This window comes from Nocardioides perillae (genome assembly GCF_013409425.1).
Classification (GTDB): Bacteria; Actinomycetota; Actinomycetes; order Propionibacteriales; family Nocardioidaceae; genus Nocardioides; species Nocardioides perillae.
In genome coordinates this window covers 336,454-355,364 of the sequence record NZ_JACCAC010000001.1, presented here as the reverse complement: position 1 = coordinate 355,364, position 18,911 = coordinate 336,454, and the positions used below count along the sequence as shown (strand labels likewise).

19 protein-coding genes are annotated in these 18,911 nt (G+C 75.8%); 9 read left to right on the top strand and 10 right to left on the bottom strand.

Translation table 11 applies throughout. From position 1 onward, the window contains the following. The first annotated feature begins 193 nt into the window (after positions 1 to 193). From BJ989_RS01690 to BJ989_RS01675, 4 genes are read left to right on the top strand one after another with little or no spacing between them, the layout of a single operon-like run. Positions 194 to 2,449: a HelD family protein gene (locus BJ989_RS01690; RefSeq protein WP_425489979.1), complete on the top strand. Its 2,256-nt coding sequence runs from the start codon at positions 194 to 196 to the stop codon at positions 2,447 to 2,449. 29 nt (positions 2,450 to 2,478) lie between these two features. After that, positions 2,479 to 4,419, top strand: coding sequence for an anthranilate synthase family protein (locus tag BJ989_RS01685; RefSeq protein WP_179516736.1), 1,941 nt, complete (start codon positions 2,479 to 2,481; stop codon positions 4,417 to 4,419). Then, positions 4,416 to 5,000: a glutamine amidotransferase-related protein gene (locus BJ989_RS01680; RefSeq protein ID WP_179516735.1), complete on the top strand. Its 585-nt coding sequence runs from the start codon at positions 4,416 to 4,418 to the stop codon at positions 4,998 to 5,000. Before BJ989_RS01685 ends, BJ989_RS01680 begins: the two co-directional genes overlap by 4 nt. Further along, complete coding sequence (locus tag BJ989_RS01675; protein WP_343048998.1) at positions 4,997 to 6,421, top strand: anthranilate synthase component I family protein; 1,425 nt, start codon at positions 4,997 to 4,999, stop codon at positions 6,419 to 6,421. Before BJ989_RS01680 ends, BJ989_RS01675 begins: the two co-directional genes overlap by 4 nt. A gap of 74 nt (positions 6,422 to 6,495) precedes the next feature. On the opposite strand, the gene BJ989_RS01670 is transcribed toward BJ989_RS01675, so the two are convergent. From BJ989_RS01670 to BJ989_RS01645, 6 genes are read right to left on the bottom strand one after another with little or no spacing between them, the layout of a single operon-like run. Then, positions 6,496 to 6,711 (bottom strand): hypothetical protein, encoded by a 216-nt coding sequence (locus BJ989_RS01670; RefSeq protein WP_179516734.1) that lies wholly within the window; start codon positions 6,709 to 6,711, stop codon positions 6,496 to 6,498. 32 nt (positions 6,712 to 6,743) lie between these two features. Then, positions 6,744 to 8,327: an ATP-binding protein gene (locus tag BJ989_RS01665; RefSeq protein WP_179516733.1), complete on the bottom strand. Its 1,584-nt coding sequence runs from the start codon at positions 8,325 to 8,327 to the stop codon at positions 6,744 to 6,746. Then, positions 8,328 to 9,029 carry a response regulator transcription factor gene (locus BJ989_RS01660; RefSeq protein ID WP_343048997.1) on the bottom strand — a complete coding sequence of 234 codons (702 nt, stop codon included), beginning with the start codon at positions 9,027 to 9,029 and terminating at the stop codon, positions 8,328 to 8,330. A gap of 54 nt (positions 9,030 to 9,083) precedes the next feature. Further along, entirely contained in the window at positions 9,084 to 9,977 is an 894-nt protein-coding gene (locus BJ989_RS01655; protein WP_179516731.1) for a fructosamine kinase family protein, read from the bottom strand. Then, the gene (locus tag BJ989_RS01650; RefSeq protein WP_343048996.1) at positions 9,974 to 10,555 is read right to left on the bottom strand and encodes a low molecular weight protein-tyrosine-phosphatase; all 582 of its coding nucleotides are present in this window, start codon (positions 10,553 to 10,555) and stop codon (positions 9,974 to 9,976) included. The genes BJ989_RS01655 and BJ989_RS01650 overlap by 4 nt, the downstream gene beginning before the upstream one ends. Next, on the bottom strand, positions 10,548 to 10,937 hold the full coding sequence (locus BJ989_RS01645; RefSeq protein ID WP_179516730.1) for a phage holin family protein: 390 nt from the start codon (positions 10,935 to 10,937) through the stop codon (positions 10,548 to 10,550). The genes BJ989_RS01650 and BJ989_RS01645 overlap by 8 nt, the downstream gene beginning before the upstream one ends. Positions 10,938 to 11,102: 165 nt before the next feature. On the opposite strand from BJ989_RS01645, the gene BJ989_RS01640 reads away from it, so the two are divergent. Then, positions 11,103 to 11,660 carry a VanZ family protein gene (locus BJ989_RS01640; protein WP_179516729.1) on the top strand — a complete coding sequence of 186 codons (558 nt, stop codon included), beginning with the start codon at positions 11,103 to 11,105 and terminating at the stop codon, positions 11,658 to 11,660. Between the two features lie 10 nt (positions 11,661 to 11,670). Beyond that, on the top strand, positions 11,671 to 12,747 hold the full coding sequence (gene hisC, locus BJ989_RS01635; protein WP_179516728.1) for a histidinol-phosphate transaminase: 1,077 nt from the start codon (positions 11,671 to 11,673) through the stop codon (positions 12,745 to 12,747). Positions 12,748 to 12,775: 28 nt separating this feature from the next. Here the strand turns inward: hisC and BJ989_RS18520 are convergent, their stop codons facing one another. From BJ989_RS18520 to BJ989_RS01620, 3 genes are read right to left on the bottom strand one after another with little or no spacing between them, the layout of a single operon-like run. Next, positions 12,776 to 13,576: an SIP domain-containing protein gene (locus BJ989_RS18520; protein ID WP_179516727.1), complete on the bottom strand. Its 801-nt coding sequence runs from the start codon at positions 13,574 to 13,576 to the stop codon at positions 12,776 to 12,778. A 54-nt stretch (positions 13,577 to 13,630) separates the two neighbouring features. After that, the gene (locus BJ989_RS01625; protein WP_179516726.1) at positions 13,631 to 14,641 is read right to left on the bottom strand and encodes a DUF881 domain-containing protein; all 1,011 of its coding nucleotides are present in this window, start codon (positions 14,639 to 14,641) and stop codon (positions 13,631 to 13,633) included. Further along, on the bottom strand, positions 14,638 to 15,363 hold the full coding sequence (locus BJ989_RS01620; protein WP_179516725.1) for a DUF881 domain-containing protein: 726 nt from the start codon (positions 15,361 to 15,363) through the stop codon (positions 14,638 to 14,640). Before BJ989_RS01620 ends, BJ989_RS01625 begins: the two co-directional genes overlap by 4 nt. Before the next feature lie 145 nt (positions 15,364 to 15,508). Here BJ989_RS01620 and BJ989_RS01615 point away from each other — a divergent pair, with 145 nt between their 5' ends. The 3 genes from BJ989_RS01615 to BJ989_RS01605 all read left to right on the top strand — a co-directional run bounded on the left by BJ989_RS01615 (position 15,509) and on the right by BJ989_RS01605 (position 18,163). Next, positions 15,509 to 15,961, top strand: coding sequence for an Rv0361 family membrane protein (locus BJ989_RS01615; protein WP_179516724.1), 453 nt, complete (start codon positions 15,509 to 15,511; stop codon positions 15,959 to 15,961). A gap of 24 nt (positions 15,962 to 15,985) precedes the next feature. Beyond that, positions 15,986 to 16,972 (top strand): glutathione S-transferase C-terminal domain-containing protein, encoded by a 987-nt coding sequence (locus BJ989_RS01610; protein WP_179516723.1) that lies wholly within the window; start codon positions 15,986 to 15,988, stop codon positions 16,970 to 16,972. A 90-nt stretch (positions 16,973 to 17,062) separates the two neighbouring features. Continuing rightward, positions 17,063 to 18,163 carry a baeRF2 domain-containing protein gene (locus BJ989_RS01605; protein WP_179516722.1) on the top strand — a complete coding sequence of 367 codons (1,101 nt, stop codon included), beginning with the start codon at positions 17,063 to 17,065 and terminating at the stop codon, positions 18,161 to 18,163. A 105-nt stretch (positions 18,164 to 18,268) separates the two neighbouring features. On the opposite strand, the gene BJ989_RS01600 is transcribed toward BJ989_RS01605, so the two are convergent. Continuing rightward, positions 18,269 to 18,721 (bottom strand): SRPBCC family protein, encoded by a 453-nt coding sequence (locus tag BJ989_RS01600; RefSeq protein WP_179516721.1) that lies wholly within the window; start codon positions 18,719 to 18,721, stop codon positions 18,269 to 18,271. Positions 18,722 to 18,911: the final 190 nt, after the last annotated feature.

Below are 18,911 nucleotides of genomic sequence, written 5' to 3'. Positions count from 1 at the left end.
TCGCCGGCAATTGCTGGGCTGTCGCCCGGTTACCCGTGAGTAGACGGGCGACAACCCAGCAATTGATGGGACAGGGCGGGGGACGGCGCCCAGCGTGACGCGGGATCGGTGCTCGCTGCCCGGTCGCGGTCGGTAAAGTCGTGACCTTGCCTCCCGGCGCACGGGCCGGGGGCCGAGCACGGAGCGGAGCAGCGTGTCCGACGAGCAGAACCCCCAGGTGACGACCGACGTGAGCGGCGACGTCGCGACCCGCGAGGTCGCCGCCGAGCAGGCCTTCGTCGACACCGTCTACGCCCGGCTCGCCACCTCGACGCAGGCCGCGCAGGCGCTGGCGAAGGAGGGCCACGACCGCGGCCGCCTGGGCCACGAGGGCGGCCTCGTCGAGCGCGACGCGATGGTCTTCCAGGCCGCGAAGCGGATCGCCCAGCTCGACGCCGCGCACGAGGGCCTGGTCTTCGGTCGGCTCGACCTGCGCAGCGCGCTCGACCCCGCCCCGCGCTACATCGGCCGCATCGGCCTGCGCGACGAGCAGCGCGACACCCTGCTCATCGACTGGCGGGCGCCCGCGGCCGCGGTGTTCTACCAGGCGACGGCCGCCGAGCCCACGGGCGTCGTACGCCGCCGCGTGCTGCGCGCGACCGGCCGACGGGTCGTGGGGGTCGAGGACGAGCTTCTCGACGCGCAGGCCCACGAGGACGAGCTGGCGGAGGGCCGCGAGCTCCCGATCGTCGGCGAGGGCGCGCTCATGGCGCAGCTCTCGCGCGCCCGCGACCGCACGATGCACTCGATCGTGGCGACCATCCAGGCCGAGCAGGACCGCGCGATCCGCGCGCCCGCGAAGGGCGTCGTCGCGATCTCCGGCGGTCCCGGCACCGGCAAGACGGTCGTGGCGCTGCACCGCGTCGCCTTCCTGCTCTACTCCGACCGCCGCCGCTACGAGTCCGGCGGCGTGCTCGTGGTCGGGCCGAGCGGCGTGTTCATGCGCTACATCGAGCGCGTCCTGCCCTCGCTCGGCGAGACCGCCGTCGCGCTGCGCTCGCTCGGCGAGGTCGTCGACGGGTTGCGCACCACCCGCCACGACGAGCCCGCGGTCGCCGACGTCAAGGGCTCCGCACGGATGGCCGAGGTGCTGCGCCGGCTCGCGCGCCAGCAGGCGCCGGGCAGCCCGCGCGAGTTCTCCGTCTTCTGGCGCGACGACCGGCTCGTGCTCGACCGCGGCACGCTCGGCCGGGTGCGGCGCCAGCTGGTCTCCCAGGGCCGGCGCAACCGGCAGCTGACCCGCGCGCCGCGCGCGCTGCTCGACCAGCTGTGGCGCCAGGTGCGCAGCGAGCGCGGTCGCGAGCGTGGCCGCGAGCAGTTCGACGACGACCTGCTCTCCGACCGCCGCTTCGTCGACTTCGCCGCCGCGTGGTGGCCGCCGCTGACCGCGCTCGAGGTCTTCGGCTGGCTGCGCGACCCCGAGCTGCTCGCCCGCGTCGCCGACGGCGTGCTGAGCGCCGAGGAGCAGCGGCTGCTCGGCAAGTCGTGGTCGGGCGAGGTCGACGAGCGCACGCTCTCCATCGAGGACGTCCCGCTGGTCGACGAGCTGCGCTACCTCCTCGGCGACGTGCCGCAGCGCACCGACGAGGCGCACGACCTCGACGACACGCTGTCGGTGGCCGAGGGCGGCGTCGACCTGCAGGAGCTCACCACCGCCTCCGACCGCGAGTTCGCCCCCACCGGCCGCGCCTGGGCCCCGCCCACCCACCGCCTCGAGGACGACCCTTTCGCCCACGTGCTGGTCGACGAGGCGCAGGACCTCACCCCGATGCAGTGGCGCATGGTCGGGCGCCGGGGCCGCACCGCCACCTGGACGATCGTCGGTGACCCCGCACAGTCGTCGTGGCCGGTGCGCGCGGAGGCGGAGGCGGCCCGCGCCGAGGCGGTCGAGGGCAAGGTGGTGCACGCCTTCCACCTCTCGACCAACTACCGCAACTCCTCCGAGATCTACGCCCACGCCGCGGCGTACGCCGAGCGGGTCGGCCTCGACGCCGACCTCCCGACCGCCGTCCGCTCGACCGGGGTGGAGCCGGTGGTGCTCGAGGGCGTCGGCGACGCCGACCTCGAGGCGGCGGTCCGCGAGGCGGTCGCCGAGGTCGCGGCGCAGGTCGCGGGCACCGTCGGCATCGTCGTGCCGGTGGCGCGGCGCTCCGAGGTCAACGCCTGGCTGGCCTCGTGGCCGGAGGTCGCGGGCGACGCCCCGTCGGCCCGCGCGGCGGTCGACTCCGCCGTGGCGCCCTCGGGCGAGGACCGCGTGGTGGTGCTGACCGGCCTCGACACCAAGGGCCTGGAGTTCGACGGCATCGTCGTCGTGCGCCCGCAGGAGATCGAGGACGAGTCGGCCACCGGCCGTGCCACGCTCTACGTCGTGCTCACGCGTGCCACCCAGCTGCTGACCACCGTGGGCTGAGGGCGCGCCCGCACCCGTAGGCTCCCGGCATGACCGAGACCCCCGCCCGCCCCGCCGGGAGCGAGGCCGCCGAGCGCGGCCGCGACGCCCGGGCCGCCCTCGAGGCGCTGGTGGGGCACGAGGCGTGGGCGGTCATCCGCCGCTCGACCCGCGCGGGCGACAAGGACACCGTCGGGCTCGTGGGCGGCCGCCGCAGCGTGGTCGAGTCGCTGCTCGACGTGCCGCTCGAGGAGGGCCCGCCGGCCGACGGCCACCTCGCCGACCGGCTGCTGGCGGTGCCCTTCCGCCAGGTGCGCGAGCGCGGCTTCGAGGCCCACGACGACGGCGCGCCGCTGGTCGTGGTCGACGTCGAGACCGAGCTGGAGTTCAGCGTGGCGGAGGTCGTCGCGGCGATCGAGGAGGTGCCGGTCGACTTCGCCGACACCGGCGGCTTCGACACCGACGACGCGGCGTACGCCGACCTCGTGCGCACCGTCATCGACGACGAGATCGGGCAGGGGGAGGGCGCCAACCTCGTGGTCGCCCGCCACTACCGCGCCCAGCTCGACGGCTGGGGCCACGCGGCGGCGCTGACCGTGCTGAAGCGGCTGCTCGAGCGTGAGCGCGGTGCCTACTGGACCTACGTGTTCTTCACCGGCGACCGCTACCTCGTCGGCGCGAGCCCCGAGCGGCACGTGTCGATCCACGGCGGCGACGTGCGGATGAACCCCATCTCCGGCACCTTCCGCATCCCGGAGGGCGGCGACACCAAGCAGCGGCTGCTCGACTTCCTGCACGACGAGAAGGAGGTCTACGAGCTCTTCATGGTGGTCGACGAGGAGCTCAAGATGATGTGCGACATCTGCACCGAGGGCGGGCAGGTGCTCGGGCCGTTCCTGAAGCCGATGAGCCGCCTCGTGCACACCGAGTACCTCCTCGCGGGCCGCACCACCCGTGACCCCCGCGAGGTGCTGCGCGACACGATGTTCGCCGCGACCGTCACCGGCTCGCCCGTGGAGAACGCCTGCCGGCTGATCGCGAAGCACGAGACCGAGGGACGCGGCTACTACGGCGCAGCCCTGGCCGTGCTCGGGCGCGACGCGCAGGGCGGCCCGGTGGTCGACAGCCCCATCGTGATCCGCACCGCTGATGTCGACCTGGAGGGCCGGCTCAAGGTCACGGCGGGCGCGACGCTCGTGCGCGACAGCGACCCGGCCTACGAGGTGGCCGAGACCCACGCGAAGGCGGGCGGCATCCTGTCGGCCTTCGGTCTCGTGCCGCCCGCGCCGGTGCCGTCGGTCGACCTCGCCGAGCTCGTCGCCGACGAGGACGTGCTGCTCGCGCTCCACGCGCGCAACCGGCGCCTGTCGTCCTTCTGGCTCACCGACCAGGGCGACGCCGTGCCCGACCCGGCGCTCGTCGGCAAGCGCGCGGTGGTGCTCGACGGCGAGGACGACTTCGTCAACATGCTGCGCCACGTGCTCGGCGTGGTCGGGCTGCGCACCGAGGTCCTGCGCCACGAGGACTACGCCCCGGGCGCGCTGGACGACGCCGACCTCGTCGTGGTCGGTCCCGGCCCGGGCGACCCGCGCGACGACGACGACCCCAAGATGGCGACGCTGCGCGCCGCGGTCGCGCGGCTGCTGGAGCGCGAGCAGCCCTTCCTCGCGGTGTGCCTCGGGCACCAGGCGCTGTGCCGCACGCTGGGGCTGCCGCTGGCCTACAAGGACATCGTCTTCCAGGGCACGCAGTCGCCCGTGTCGATCGGCGGGCGCACCGAGCGGGTCGGCTTCTACAACACCTTCGTCGCCCGGGTCGGCGACGGCGACGCGCTGCCCGCGGGTGTGAGCGTCGAGACCGACCCGGCGACCGGCGACGTGCACCTGGTGGCGGGCCCGCACTACCGCGGCATCCAGTTCCACGCCGAGTCGATCCTCACCGAGCGCGGCCACGACCTGATCCACGAGCTGGTCCGGGCGCTGCTGGTGTGAGCGGCGACGTCGTGGTCGTGGACCACCACGACTCCTACACCCAGAACCTCGTGCACCTCGTCGCGTCGGTGACGGGGGTGCTGCCCCACGTGGTGCAGCACGACGAGGTCGACGCCGCGGCCGTGCTCCGGCACGAGCGGGTGCTGCTCTCGCCGGGGCCCGGACGGCCCGACGACCCTGCCGACTTCGCCGTCGGCGCCGCGGTGCTGCGCGCCGCCACGGTGCCCGTGCTGGGCGTGTGCCTCGGGATGCAGGGCCTCGTCACGGCGTACGGCGGTCGGGTCGCGCGCGTCGAGCCCGCCCACGGCGAGGTCGCCCGCGTCGAGCACGACGGCCGCGGCGCCTTCACCGGGCTGCCGCAGGGCTTCGCGGCGGTGCGCTACCACTCGCTGGCCGCCGTCGAGGTGCCCGACTGCCTCGAGGTGACCGCGCGCGCCGAGGACGGCACCGTCATGGGCGTGCGCCACCGCACGCTGCCGCTCGAGGGGGTGCAGTTCCACCCCGAGTCGGTGCTCAGCGAGCACGGCGCGTCGATCGTCGCGCACGGGTTGCGGCTGGTGGACGCGGAGGCGGCGCCGTGAGCCTGCGGCCCGACGACCTCGAGGCGTTCGTCGGCTCGGTGGCGTCCGAGCACCCCCGCTGCGTCTGGCTCGACGGCGGTGGTGCGCGCGCGTGGTCCGGGCGGCGCTCGGTCGTTGCGTGGTGCGACCCCGACGACGTCTCGCTGACCTACGACGCGGCGCGTCGCGAGGTCGTGCGCCACGGGGGCGGTCGTGCGGAGGTGGTCGGCGACGACCCGTTCGCCGTGCTGGAGGCCGAGCTCGCCGCCGGCCCGGCCGACGCCGCGTGGTTCGGCTACCTCGGCTACGCCTGCCGCCCCGACCTCCCGGCCGCCGTCGTCCCCGCCGGCGCGCCCGGCCGTGTGCCCGACGCGGTGTGGATGCGGCCCTCCCACGTGCGCATGGTCGAGCACCCGGCGGCCGCGGACCCGCCTCCGGTGGGTGGGGTGCCGCGCCCGTCACCGGCGAGTCCGGCACAATTGCGCGGATCCGGCCCGCGACACGCCGAGGATCCGGGCCGCTCCCGGCGTGTCTCAACACAATTGCGCGGAACTCGCACCCCCGGCCTCACCGCCGCACCAACCACCGGCACCCCCGCCGGCACCCCGCCTCCGGACTACGCGGAGCGGTTCGCGCGGGTGCAGGAGGAGCTGCGGGCGGGCAACACCTACGAGGTCAACCTGACCCACCGGCTGCGGGCCCGGTCGGCGCTCACCCCGGTCGAGGCCTACCTGCGGCTGCGCGCGGCCAACCCCGCGCCGTACGCCGGTCTGCTGCAGCACGACGTCGGCGACCCCGGGGCGGGGCAGCGGGTCTGGCTGCTGAGCAGCTCGCCGGAGCGCTACGCCCTGGTGACCCCCGACGGGGCGGGCGGGCGGCTGCTCGAGACCAAGCCGATCAAGGGCACCACTCCGCGCGGTGCGGGCCGGGCCGAGGACGAGGCGGCGCGTGCCCACCTGCTGGCCGACCCCAAGATCCGCGCCGAGAACCTCATGGTCGTCGACCTCCTGCGCCACGACCTCGCCGGCGTCTGCGAGCCGGGCAGCGTGACGGTGCCGGCGCTGATGGCCTGCGAGTCCTACGCGACCGTCCACCAGCTGGTCTCGACGGTCCGCGGCCGGCTGCGCGACGACGTCTCGACCGTCGCGGCGCTGCGAGCGCTCTTCCCCGCCGGCTCCATGACCGGCGCGCCCAAGCTGCGCACGATGCAGGTGGTCGAGGCGGTCGAGGCCGACGCCCGCGGGGTGTACGCCGGGGCCTTCGGCTGGCTCTCCGCCGACGGTCGCGCCGACCTCGGCGTCGTCATCCGCTCCCTGGTCACGGCCGGCGACGGCGCGTGGGAGGTGGGCACGGGTGGCGGGGTCACGGTGCGCTCGACCGTCGAGGACGAGTGGGCCGAGACGCGCTGGAAGGCCGAGCGGCTGCTCGGGGTGCTCGGCTGAGCCGGTCGACGCTGCCGGTGGCACCGTCACGACGCGCCCGGGCGCGTCCGGGCGGTGCCGACGCGGCCGGGAGGTCAGGCCAGCGGGTCGTCGGGCACGCGGCGCTGCGCCCGCGCGATCGAGGCCCGCAGGGCGGCGCCGTCGTCGCGGCCGAGCGCGTCCCGCTCCCGGCTGCGGTCGGCGTCGCGGACGCCGTGGTGCACGGCCACCCGGACGACCGCGTAGAGCACGAGCAGGGCCAGCACCGCCAGCACCACGGCGGCCAGCGGTGCGAGCACGAGGGTCGTCATGACCGCAACCTAGGCCCGCGGAGCCTCGACCGCTAGGAGCGGTCGGCGCCCTGCCGGCGCGCCGAGGCCAGCCGACGGCGTACGGCGGGCTGCGCGGCCCCGTCGACGTCCTGGCCCCGAGGGGCCTCCGCGCCCTCGGGCTCGCGGCCGCCGTCGGCCCGCGGGTCGGCGGCAGGTGCCGTCGGGGCCGGGCCGCCCGGCTCGTCGGCCTCGGCGGGGGCGACGGCGGTGCCGGGCAGCTGGACGGCCAGCCGAGCCCCGCCCGACGGGGAGGCGGAGACCTCGACGGTGCCGGCGTGGCGGGCGACGATCTGCCCGACGATGGCGAGGCCGAGCCCGGAGCCGGGGAGCGCGCGGGCCTCGGGGGAGCGCCAGAAGCGCTCGAAGACGTGGGGCCGGTCGGCCTCGGCGATGCCGGGGCCGTCGTCGTCGACGACGAGCAGCCCGTCGCGCAGGCGCACGTCGACCACACCGCCCTCGGAGCCCCACTTCGCGGCGTTGTCGAGGAGGTTGGTGACGGCTCGCTCGAGCGACGCGGCGTCGCCGACGACCCACCACGAGGCGGTCTCGACGTCGAAGGCCTTGTCGGTCGCGCGGCGTCGCACCCGGGCCACGGCGCGGTCGACCACCTCGGCGAGGTCGACGGGTGCGATGTGCTGCCGCGGTGCCTCCTCGCGGGCGAGCTCGACCAGGTCGCCGACCAGGGTCGTGAGCTCCTCGGCCTGCGCGCGCACGTCCTCGAGCAGCTCGTCGCGGGCCTCCGGGGGCAGGTGCAGCGCCGAGCCGTCGCGGTCGGCGCGGTCGGCCTGCATCAGCAGGTCGATGTTGGTGCGCAGGCTGGTCAGCGGGGTGCGCAGCTCGTGGCCCGCGTCGGCGACGAGCTGACGCTGCCGGTCGCGCGACGCGGCGAGGGCGACGAGCATCTCGTTGAAGGCGGTGGCCAGCCGGGCGATCTCGTCCTCGCCCTCGACGCGCAGCGGCACCAGCCGCTCGGTGCGCGCGATCTCCTCGGCGGCGGTGGTGAGCCGTCGCACCGGTCTCAGCCCGTTGCGGGCCACGGCCCAGCCGGCGAGGCCGGCGGCGAGCACGCCCGCCGCGCCGACCAGCAGCATCACGACGCCGAGCTTGGCGAGCACGAGCTCCTGCGGCGCGAGCGACTGCGCGATCACCAGGGCCTCGCCGGGCACCGAGGGCACCGCCACGACGCGGTAGCGCTCGTTGCCGGAGTCGACGGTGCGCACCGAGCTGGCCGAGAGCCCGGCCGCCACCTCGAGCTCCGGGCGGCCGAGGCGCAGGGCCGGCAGCTCGTCGGCCGAGCGGGCCGACCCGTCGGAGGTGAGGAAGAGGATGCGCACGTCGGCGGCGCCCAGCGCCCAGGACGGCACCGAGAGCCGCGACAGCGCGAGGCTGTCGGCGGCCTGCTCGGCGCGGGAGAGCAGCGACTCGTCGAGCGTGGACTGCATCTGCACCCGCACGGTGACGTAGACCGCGAGCGCGACCACGGTGACCGCGAGGCCGACCGCGAAGGTGGTGAGCAGGGTGACGCGGCTCGCGAGCGAGCGGCCGTGGCGCCAGCCGCGGGGGTCCCACCAGGGGGGAGCGGCCGCGGCGCGCACTCAGGCCTCCTTCAGGACGTAGCCGACGCCGCGCACGGTGTGGATCAGCCGCGCCTCGCCCTCGGCCTCGGTCTTGCGGCGGAGGTAGCCGACGTAGACCTCGAGGGAGTTGGCCGTGGTGGGGAAGTCGTAGCCCCAGACCTCCTCGAGGATGAACGCCCGCTCGAGCACCCGGCGCGGTCGGCGCAGGAACATCTCGAGCAACGTGAACTCGGTGCGGGTCAGCTCGATCGCGCGCTCGCCGCGGCGCACCTCGCGCGAGGCGACGTCCATCGACAGGTCGGCGAAGGTCAGCACCTCGTCGGCGTCGTCGTGGGGGACCGCACGGCGCAGCAGCGCCCGGATGCGCGCCAGCAGCTCCTGCAGAGCGAAGGGCTTGGTGAGGTAGTCGTCGGCGCCGGCGTCGAGACCCTCGACCCGGTCGCCCACCGCGTCGCGGGCGGTCAGCACGAGGATCGGCACGTCGTGGCCGGCCTGGCGCAGCGCCCGGGTGGCCTCGAGCCCGTCGAGGCGCGGCATCATCACGTCCATCACCACGAGGTCGGGGGTGCCCGGCCCCGACCCGATGCCCGCGAGCGCCTCCGCGCCGTCGCTGGCCAGGGACACCGTGTAGCCGTTGAACTCCAGCGAGCGGCGCAGCGACTCGCGCACCGCCTTGTCGTCGTCGACGACCAGGACGCGGGGTCGGGTCTCGGCACTCACGCGTCCCATGATCCCACCCCCGCCTGAGCAGGCGCTGAAGATCGGTCGCGGGCCTCAGGCGAGGCGGCGCGCGACGTCGGCCGCCCGCGCGCCGTAGCCGCCGCCGAAGGTGCAGGCGTGGACGAGCAGCGGGAAGAGCTGGTGCACGCCCGCGCGGTCGCGCCAGGCGTCGTCGAGGGGCCGGCCGCGCTCGGCCGACGCGGCGGCGTAGCCCTCCAGCACGCGGTCGAGGTGGGGCGAGCCGAAGAGCAGCAGCATCGCGAGGTCGACCTCGCGGTGACCGGCGTAGGCCGCCGGGTCGACGACGCTCACCCCGTCGTGACCCCACAGCACGTTGCCGTTCCACAGGTCGCCGTGCAGGCGCGCGGGCGGCTCGTCGGGCAGCAGCGCGGGGAGCCGGCCCACCACCCCCTCGACCGCGCGGGCCTCGTCGGCGGTGACGGCGTCGCGGTCGCGGGCGAGCTTGAGGTAGGGCAGCACGCGCCGCGTGGCCCAGAACTCCGCCCAGCTGGGGGCGGTGCGGTTGGGCAGCGGCAGCCGGCCGACGAAGCCGTCCTGCTCCGCGCCGTACGCCGGGTCCCCGGCCGCCGTGGGCAGCGACAGGTGGGTGGCGGCCAGCGCCGCGCCGAAGGCGAGCGCCGCGTCGGCCGTCGGCTTGCCCGGCTCGACCCAGCGCAGCACGACGCACGAGGCGTCGGCGGCGAGCAGCTCGGGCACGGGCACCCCACCCTGGTCGGTCGCCTCGGCCAGCCAGCGCAGCCCGCGGGCCTCGGCCTCGAAGAACCCCTCGGGGGCGTGCGGGTGGGTCTTGGCCAGCGCGACCCGGCCGTCGGAGAGCCGCAGCCGGGTGGCGGTGCAGACGTCGCCGCCGGCCACGGGGGCGGTCGAGACGACGGCCGCACTGAGGAGCTCCTCGACGTGCCGGGCCACGAGCGGCTGGCGGGTCACGGCTGCCCCGGGTGCTCCGGCGCCGACCCGAGGGCCCGGCCGATGGCCGCGGCCAGCACCGCGGACGTGCGCTCCACCACCGCCAGCACCTCCCCGAAGCCGTCGTCCCCACCGTAGTACGGGTCGGCGACGGCGACACCGGGCTCGACGGGGTCGAAGTCGCGGAAGAGGCGCAGCCGCGCGGGGTCGGGCACGCCGGGGCCGGCCGCGAGCTCCCGGAGGTCGGCGAGGTTGGTCTCGTCCATCGCCAGCACGAGGTCGTCGTCGAGCCAGGCGGCGTCGGCCTGTTGCGCGCGGTGGCGGTCGGGGTCGTAGCCGTGGTGGCGCAGCGTCGCGGCCGCGCGGTCGTCCATCGGGCGACCGACGTGCCAGCCGCCGGTGCCGGCGCTGCGGACCCGCACCTGCTCCGCGAGGCCGAGGTCGGCCAAGCGCTCCTGCAGCACGACGTCGGCCATCGGCGAGCGGCAGATGTTGCCCAGGCAGACCAGGGCCACGCGGTAGGTTCCCGGCGCGCGCGGGGCGGGCGCCGGGGGCAGCGGGTGGGAGACCGGGGTGGCCGCGGCGGCGGTGTCAGTCACGGCGGCCCACCAGCCCGTCGACGGCCCAGGTCGTCAGCGTGATGACCACGGCGCCGAGCACCGCCGTCCGGAAGCCGTCGACGCGGAAGCCGAGGCCCGCCTGCTCCGCGATCCACCCCGTCAGCAGCAGCATCGCGGCGTTCACCACGAGCAGGAAGAGCCCCAGGGTGAGCACGATGAAGGGGATCGAGAAGAAGGTGACGACCGGCTTCACCACCGCCGTCACCACGCCGAGGATCAGCGCGACGAGCAGCAGCGGCAGCAGCTTCTCCTGCAGCTCGGCGGTGCCCGAGCGCGGCCCGACGATGCGGATGCCGTCGAGCAGCCACGTCGCGACCGCCAGCGCGGCCGCGTGGGTGAGCAGCCAGGTCAGGAACCTCATGGGTCCCACCCTAGGAGCGACCCCCGCGTCGTTGGGGTCGGGCGCCGCTGCTCGTCAATTGCTGAGTTGTCGCCCGGTTACCAGTCAGTAAGCGGGCGACAACCCAGCAATTGATCGGTCGGGGGCGGGGGACGGCTCGGCGGGCGGCACTCGTAGCGTGGCGCCGTGGTCCCCTTCGGCGGCGTGGGCGTGATGCTGCTCGGCGCGGTGCTCGCCGGGCTGCTGGCCGCGCCCGCCGGTGCGGGGCTCGCGCGGCGCCTCGGGCCGGTGGCGGGGTGGGCGTGGGCGGGCCTGCTGTGGTCGCTCGTCGTGGTCGCGCTGGTGACCCTCGTGCCGGCGCAGGGCGCGCCGGGGTGGGTGCCGGCCGAGGAGGCGCAGACCGCCTGCTCGCTGGACTACGGCGGCCCGGCGCCCGAGGGCTTCTGGCTGTTCCCCGGTGGGCAGCGCGCCCTCAACGCCGTGCTGTTCGTGCCGTCCGGCGCCCTCGGCGTGCTCGCCCTCGCGCGGTGGCGCGACGCCCGGTCGGTGGTCGTCACGGTGCCGGTCGTGGTGGCCGCCCTGGCGGCGTACTCGGTGGGCATCGAGGCCGCCCAGCTGGTGCTGGCGCGGCTCGACCGCGCCTGCGACGTCACCGACCTCGTCGACAACGTGGCCGGGGCCGCTCTCGGCGCGCTGCTCGGGCTGCTCGCCGCCTGGGCGCTGCGCCCGTGGCGCCGGCGGTAGGTTGCGCCCCATGGCCCACCCTCAGCCACGCCCGAACGTCCTGCAGATCCCCGCCTACGTGCCCGGCCGACCGCCGACGGCGCGCGAGGGGATGACGACCTTCAAGCTGTCGTCCAACGAGAACCCCTACCCCCCGCTCCCCGGCGTGCTCGAGGCGGCGGTCGCGGCGGTGGGGCAGGTCAACCGCTACCCCGACATGGGCAGCACCGCGCTGTACGCCGCGCTCGCCGACCGCTTCGACGTGCCGGTCGAGCGGCTCAGCGTCGCCACCGGGTCGGTGGCGCTGATCTACCAGCTGCTCGCCGCCTTCTGCGACCCGGGCGACGAGGTCGTGCACGCGTGGCGCTCCTTCGAGGCCTACCCGATCGCGATCGCCGCCGCCGGCGCCGTCTCGGTCAGGGTGCCGGTGCTCGCGGACGGTCGCCACGACCTCGACGCGATGGCCGCGGCCGTCACCGAGCGCACCAAGGTCGTCCTGGTCTGCACGCCCAACAACCCCACGGGCCCGGCGGTGACCCAGGCCGAGCTCGACGCCTTCCTGGCGCAGGTGCCGCAGCGGGTGCTGGTCGTCGTCGACGAGGCGTACGCCGAGTTCGTGCGCACGCCCGACCCCGTCGACGGCGTCGCCACCCAGGCCCGCCACGACAACGTCGTGGTCACCCGCACCTTCTCGAAGGCCTACGGCCTCGCGGCGCTGCGGGTCGGCTTCGCGGTGGCGCCGGAGCCGGTCGCCGGCGCGCTGCGGGCGGTGTCGCTGCCCTTCGGCGTGTCGACCGTCGCACAGGCCGCGGCCATCGCCTCGCTGGCCGCCGAGGCGGAGCTGCTCGAGCGGGTCGACGCCCTGGTCGCCGAGCGCGACCGGGTGCTGGCCGGGGTGCGCGAGGCCGGGTGGCGGGTGCCCGACGCACAGGGCAACTTCGTGTGGTTCGAGCTCGGGGAGCGCACGCTCGACTTCGCTGCCGCGGCCGACGAGCGCGGCGTCGTCGTGCGCCCCTTCGCCGGCGAGGGCGCCCGCGTGAGCATCGGGGAGGCCGAGGCCAACGACCGCGTCGTCGCCCTGGCGCGCGACTTCCCGCCACCCGCCTGACCCCTCGGCGAGGGGTCACCGGCCCGTCTCAGGGCACGTCGGACTCCATCTGCGCGACGTAGGCCTTCTTCTGCGCGCGCCACGCCTCGTCGGTGAGGGTGCGGCGCCAGTAGGGCGAGCACGACATCTGCGCGCGCTCGAGCCCACGCTCGCCGAGCAGGTGCCGGCGCGCCGCGCGCACCTCGTCGGCCTCGCCGTGCACGAAGGCGTGCACCGTGCCGGCGGGCGCCTCGAGCGCGGCGAGCGAGTCGGCGAGCAGCGAGGTCGGGTCGTCGGCCCCGGCCCGGTGCAGCCACACCAGGTCGAGGTCGCCGGGGGTCGTCAGCGGCAGCTCGTGGTCGGCGTCGTCGCAGACGAGCCGCACGACGACGGGCCGCCCCTCCGGCACCGCCTCGAGCGAGGCCGCGATCGCGGGCAGCGCGGACTCGTCACCGACCATCAGGTGCCACTCGGCGTCCGGGTCGGGCCGGTAGCCGCTGCTCGGGCCCTCCAGCACCAGCACGTCACCCGGCTGCGCGTGGGTCGCCCACCGCCCGGCCACGCCGGTGTCGCCGTGCACCACGAAGTCCAGCGTGAGTCGCCGGGTCGCCTCGTCCCACGCCCGCACGCTGTAGCGCCGGCGTGCCGGCGCCCACGCCGCCCCGTGCTCGTCGCGCACCGCGCGCGGGTCGAAGACCGGGCCGTACGGCGCGCCCTCCGGCGCGAACGCCAGGTTGACGTAGGCATCGGTGCCGTCGGCCGGCCGGAAGTCGGCGAGCCCGTCGCCGCCCAGCACCACCCGCACCATCGACGGCGTCAGCCGCGTGGTCTCCTCCACCACTCCGTGCACGCGTGCTCCTCGTCCTTCGTCGTCGTGTCGTCGGCCCCGCGCAGGGCCGGGTCGTCAGTCGTCGGTCTGGCCACCGGGGGCGACCTGCTCCTCGGGGTCGCAGGAGCCGCAGGTGGCGAGCAGGCCCTCGCGGGCCGCGGGCAACAGCAGCTCGTCGTCGCGCTCGACGGTGACGGGGAAGCCGAGGGTGTCGACGGTGAGCAGCCAGAGGTAGCCCGACCGGGTCTCGGCGAAGAGCGACTCGAGCGTGCGGGGGTCGCCGACGACCGACACCACGAAGGGCGCCGTCAGCGGGGAGCCGTTGACGTTGATGCCGCGCCCCGACTGGGTGATCGCGCTGCGTGCGGTCAGCCGCTGCCCGTTGACCGCGATCGCCTCGGCGCCGGCCTCCCACAGCCCGTTGACGAGGTAGGCCAGCTCGTTGGCCGCGACCAGGTCGCCGCCCAGCTCGTCGGGCTCGTTGCGGACGGTCCACCGCAGCCCCTCGCCCGACACCGCCTGGAAGCCCGCCGCGGCCGCCAGCGCCCGCAGGTCGCCCACCGCCTCGCTGCGCAGGGCACGGGCCTGCCGCAGCTCCGAGGAGAGCTCGGCGTTGTCGCGGCGGGTCTCGGCGACGAGGCTCTGCAGCTCGGCGAGCTCCGTGCGCCGCTCGCCCGCCTCGCGCACGAGCGTCTCGCGCACGAGCGCATCGGTCGGGGCGTCGGCGGCGGTCTCCCGCACCGCGGTGGCGACCAGCACGGCGAAGACGGCGAGGACCAGCACGGAGGCGAGGCGCGCGCGCCCCGGCGTACGCCGCTCCGCACCGCCGCCGGTCGCCGCGTCGTCGGCGGGGGCACCGGTGGCGGCCTCGCGCGCCCGCTCGTCGCGCCGGCGGGCGGCGGCGACGTAGTCGGGCTCGAGCGCGGAGCCGAGCACCTGGTCGAGGAGGGAGGGGTAGGCCTGCACCTGCTGGCGCAGGGGGTGCCGCTCGTCGGGGGCCGCGGGGCGGCGGCGGAGCCGGTCGAGCTCGAGCCGCTCGCGCAGCTCGGGGCTCAACCGGGGGACGCGGTCGCGCAACGGGGTCACGGCGAGCCCTCCGGCTGCGGGCCCGACGACTGCGAGGCGAGGCCCGGCAGGGTCGGGCCGACGGGCTCGGCGCGGCGCAGCTGGCCCAGGCCGCGGGTCGACTCGACCTCGACGCGCTCGAGCGCCCGGCCCGTCACCACCGCGCCACGCTCGCGCATCCGGTCGGCCCCGCCCTGCGGGAAGACCAGCGCGCCCTCCAGCGGCCCGGTGCGACCGACGACCTCGAGCACGTAGGGCCGTGCCAGCTCGACGCCGTCGACGACCAGGCCGCCGGCCTCGCCGGCGAACCAGCTGTCCGCCCCCAGCCGCACCTGGCCGTTGACCTCGATCGCCTCGGCGCCGGCGGCGCGCAGGTCCTGCACCAGGTCGAGGAGCAGCTCGGAGGGCACCTGGGCCTCCGGGTCGAGCACCCGCACGACCACCCCCGCGCCTGCCGCGGGGGCGGTGCCGGCCAGCACCGAGAGCGGTCCGCTGCGCTCCTCGGCGGCGGCGAGCGCGAGCCGGGCCTCCGCGAGCTCCTCGCGCAGCTCCTCCTGGGTGGTCCGCAGGTCGGCGAGGTCGCGCTGGGTGCGCCCGGTGCTGCCGCCGAGGCCGGTCACGAGCGAGAGCAGGTCCTGCTCGCGGTAGCCGGCGAGCGAGTCGTCGTCCTGGCGCGTCTGCACCTGCGCCGTGAGCGCGAGCCCGAGCACGGCCAGCAGGGCCGCGGCCAGCAGGCGCATCATCCGGGCGCGCTCCCCTCGTGCGGTGCTCGTCGTGGTCCGGCGTCGGGTCGATGGTCGCACAGCGGGCCCGACCGCCCCGGGGCCGCCGCTGCCCGCCCCGCAGCGTCGATCCGTCCCGGCCGGTCCGTGCTGGCATCCTGGCCCGGTGCCCGACCCGGACCCCCACGCCGACCCGCTCGCGCCCGGTGGCCGGGTGCGCCTCGTGGTGGGCGGCGCGGTGCTGCTCGCGGTCTTCGTGGTGGTGGCGGGCGCGACCGTCCTGCTGCTCGGGGCGCTGCGGGCCGACGACCGCGGCGGCGACGACCCGGCCGCGGTGGTGCGCGCCAACTTCGAGGCGCTCCGCGAGGGCGACTGCCCGGCGTACCTCGCCACCTTCAGCGCCGCCGACCGCGCCGAGATGGGCCAGGCCCCGTGCCGGCAGTCGGCGCTCTTCGGCGCCGAGCGGCTCGGGGGGCTCACGGTGACCGCCACCGAGGTCGAGGGCACCGGGGACGCAGCGGTCGCCCGGGTCGCGGGCACCTTCACCGACGGCGGTGCCGAGCAGAGCTTCGCCTTCGACCTGGTGCGCGAGGGCGGCGGCTGGGTCATCGTCCAGTAGCCGACCGCTGCCTACGCTGGCGCCATGGCGACAGACGGCGGCACCGCGAGCGACGACCTCACCCCGACCTACCGCGAGGAGGGGTCCTTCGAGCGCGACATGGACTACGTGCCCGACCGCATCACGAAGGACGCGCGCACCCCGGAGCACGGGCCCACCGACGTACGCCTGTGGCCGGTCGAGCCGGGCCGCTACCGGCTCGTCGCCGCGCCGGCGTGCCCGTGGGCCAACCGCTCGCTCATCGTGCGCCACCTGCTCGGCCTCGAGGACGCGATCTCGCTCGGCACCCCCGGACCCACCCACGACGCCCGGTCGTGGACCTTCGACCGCGACCCGGGCGGCAAGGACCCCGTGCTCGGCATCGAGCGGCTGCAGGAGGCCTACTTCGCCCGCTTCCCGGACTACGAGAAGGGCATCACGGTGCCCGCCGTCGTCGAGGTCGCCTCCGGCGAGCTGGTCACCAACGACTTCCCGTGGATCACCCACGACCTCTTCCACGAGTGGCGCGACCACCACCGCCCCGACGCCCCCGACCTGTGGCCCGACGAGTGCCGCGAGGAGATGGAGGAGGTGATGGAGCGCATCTTCACCGAGGTCAACAACGGCGTCTACCGCAGCGGATTCGCCGGCTCGCAGGAGGCCTACGACGACGCCTACGAGCGGCTGTGGACCGCGATGGACTGGCTCGAGGAGCGGCTGACCGACCGCCGCTACCTCATGGGTGACGCGATCACCGAGGCCGACGTGCGGCTGTTCACCACCCTGGCCCGCTTCGACGCGGTCTACCACGGCCACTTCAAGTGCAACCGCAACAAGCTGACCGAGATGCCGGCGCTGTGGGGCTACGCCCGCGACCTCTTCCAGACCCCCGGCTTCGGCGAGACGGTCGACTTCGAGCAGATCAAGGCGCACTACTACGTCGTGCACACCGACATCAACCCCTCGGGGATCGTCCCGCAGGGGCCCGACCCCGCGGTCTGGCAGACCCCGCACGACCGCGCGGGGCTCTAGCCGGCGGGCTGCCTGCGCGGGGGCGTGCCCGCAGCCGGAGCGGGTACCGCGAGCGTCCGTCGTACCCGCACCAGCGAAGGAGCACCCCCGATGAGGCTCACCGCCGTCCAGGACGTCGTCACCCGCCCCGGTCCGTTCGTGACCGTGCACGCGGAGGTCGGTCGCACGACCGAGGACGCCCGCCAGCAGCTCGAGTCGCGGTGGACCACGATCCGCCACGCGCTGGAGGCCGAGCAGGTGGAGCCCGCGGTGGTCGAGCGGATCGGCGAGCTGCTGCAGGAGCTGCCAGGCGCGGGCGGTGAGGCGCGCCGCACGATCGTCGCCGCGGGCGGCGAGGTGCTCTTCGCCGACACCCAGCACGGGGCCGGGCACTTCCCGGAGGCCGTCGAGGTGGGGCCGCTGCCCGACCTCGCGCCGTGGGTCGCCCACGCCGGCAGCCACGTGCCCTTCGCGCTCGCCGTCTGCGACCACGAGGGTGCCGACGTCTCCTTCCACACCAGCGTGCACGATCGCGGGGTCGACGCCGACGAGGTCGGCGGCCGCACGCTCCACGAGCACCAGGTGCCCAGCCACATGGCCGAGCGGCAGTACCAGCGCCACTCCGAGCAGACCTACCGGCACAACGCCGAGGACGTCGCCGAGGCACTGCGCCGCGGCGTGGGCGAGCACGGCTGCCGCGTCGTCGTGCTCGCCGGCGGCGGCGACGCCCGCCGCCTCGTCGAGGCCGGCCTCGACGGCCTGCAGGTCGAGGTGGTGCACGTCGAGGACGGCGGTCGCGCCCAGGGCTCGTCCGAGGAGGCGCTCTGGACCGGCATCGAGGCAGCGCTGGCCTCGCTGCAGGCGCAGGAGGAGGCCGAGGTGCTCGAGCAGCTCGGCACCGGCGAGGGCCAGGCCGGCACCGGCTGCCGCGGCCTCGACGACGTGCTCGACGCCTTCGTGCGCGGTCAGGTCGACCGGCTGCTGGTCGACCTGCAGGCCGCGCGCGAGCTCACCGTCGACCCCGCGGCCCACCCCGGCCTGCCGCTGCCCGACGACCTCGGCGAGGTGCCGGCCGACCGGGTGCTGGTCGCGCTCGCCGCCGCCACCCAGGCCGACGTCGTCACCGTGCCGGCCGCGCAGACCGACGGCGAGCCCGTCAGCGCCGTCCTGCGTTGGGACAACCGCACGACCCCGGCCGCCGACACCGTCTGAGGCTGCGCCCCGCTGAGGTCGAGACACCGGGAGTTCCCGTGCACCAGGTGCGCGGGGACTCCCGGTGTCGTGCGTGCGGCGCCGCGCGAGCGTCGGGAGCCGTGCTCAGGCGTCGCCGCGCACGACCTGCTCGAGGCGGTCGAGGGTGGCCTCGATGCCGCGGCGGTTGCGCTCGGGGAAGCCGGCCACCTCGATCAGCCGCGCCTTGAGCGGGGAGTACATCGAGTAGTCGAAGGTCTCGGTGACCCGCGTGCGCCCGCCCTCGACCGGCTCGAGCTCGTAGCGCCAGCGGTGTCCGCCGAAGTGGCGCCACGCGATCCGGCGATCCTCCTCGTGCTCGACGACCGTGTTGCGGATCTTGTAGGGCAGGCCGAACATCTTCATGTCCGCGCCGAAGGTGTCGCCCTTCGCCCGCAGACGGTTGGGGCCCTGCACCACGCCGCGCACCGAGCCGGAGCCGTCGATGACGGGGTGCTGGCGGGGGTCGGCGAGGAGGTCGAAGACGGCCGAGGGGGCGGCGTCGACGACCCTCGACGCGCTGACGACGCGAGTGCTCATGGCCAGAACCTAGCGAGCAGAGCGAAGCCCACCCGGTTGGCCCCGGCGGCCGGGTGGCCGCTACCTTGGTCCGTGCAGCAAGGTGTGTCCCGCGTCACAAGCGCGGGAGCGCCGTCCACGATCGGTGCGGTGACCCCGCGTCGACACCCGAAGGAGACCGCTGGTGACCCACGCAGCAGAGTTCGGGCCC

Coding starts and splice junctions, on each gene's coding strand:
- BJ989_RS01685 (WP_179516736.1), top strand. CDS start 2,479: ATGACCGAGACCCCCGCCCGCCCCGCCGGGAGCGAGGCCGCCGAGCGC.
- BJ989_RS01610 (WP_179516723.1), top strand. CDS start 15,986: ATGGCGACAGACGGCGGCACCGCGAGCGACGACCTCACCCCGACCTAC.
- BJ989_RS01620 (WP_179516725.1), bottom strand. CDS start 15,363: ATGATGCGCCTGCTGGCCGCGGCCCTGCTGGCCGTGCTCGGGCTCGCG.
- BJ989_RS01600 (WP_179516721.1), bottom strand. CDS start 18,721: ATGAGCACTCGCGTCGTCAGCGCGTCGAGGGTCGTCGACGCCGCCCCC.
- hisC (WP_179516728.1), top strand. CDS start 11,671: ATGGCCCACCCTCAGCCACGCCCGAACGTCCTGCAGATCCCCGCCTAC.
- BJ989_RS01605 (WP_179516722.1), top strand. CDS start 17,063: ATGAGGCTCACCGCCGTCCAGGACGTCGTCACCCGCCCCGGTCCGTTC.
- BJ989_RS01670 (WP_179516734.1), bottom strand. CDS start 6,711: ATGACGACCCTCGTGCTCGCACCGCTGGCCGCCGTGGTGCTGGCGGTG.
- BJ989_RS01645 (WP_179516730.1), bottom strand. CDS start 10,937: ATGAGGTTCCTGACCTGGCTGCTCACCCACGCGGCCGCGCTGGCGGTC.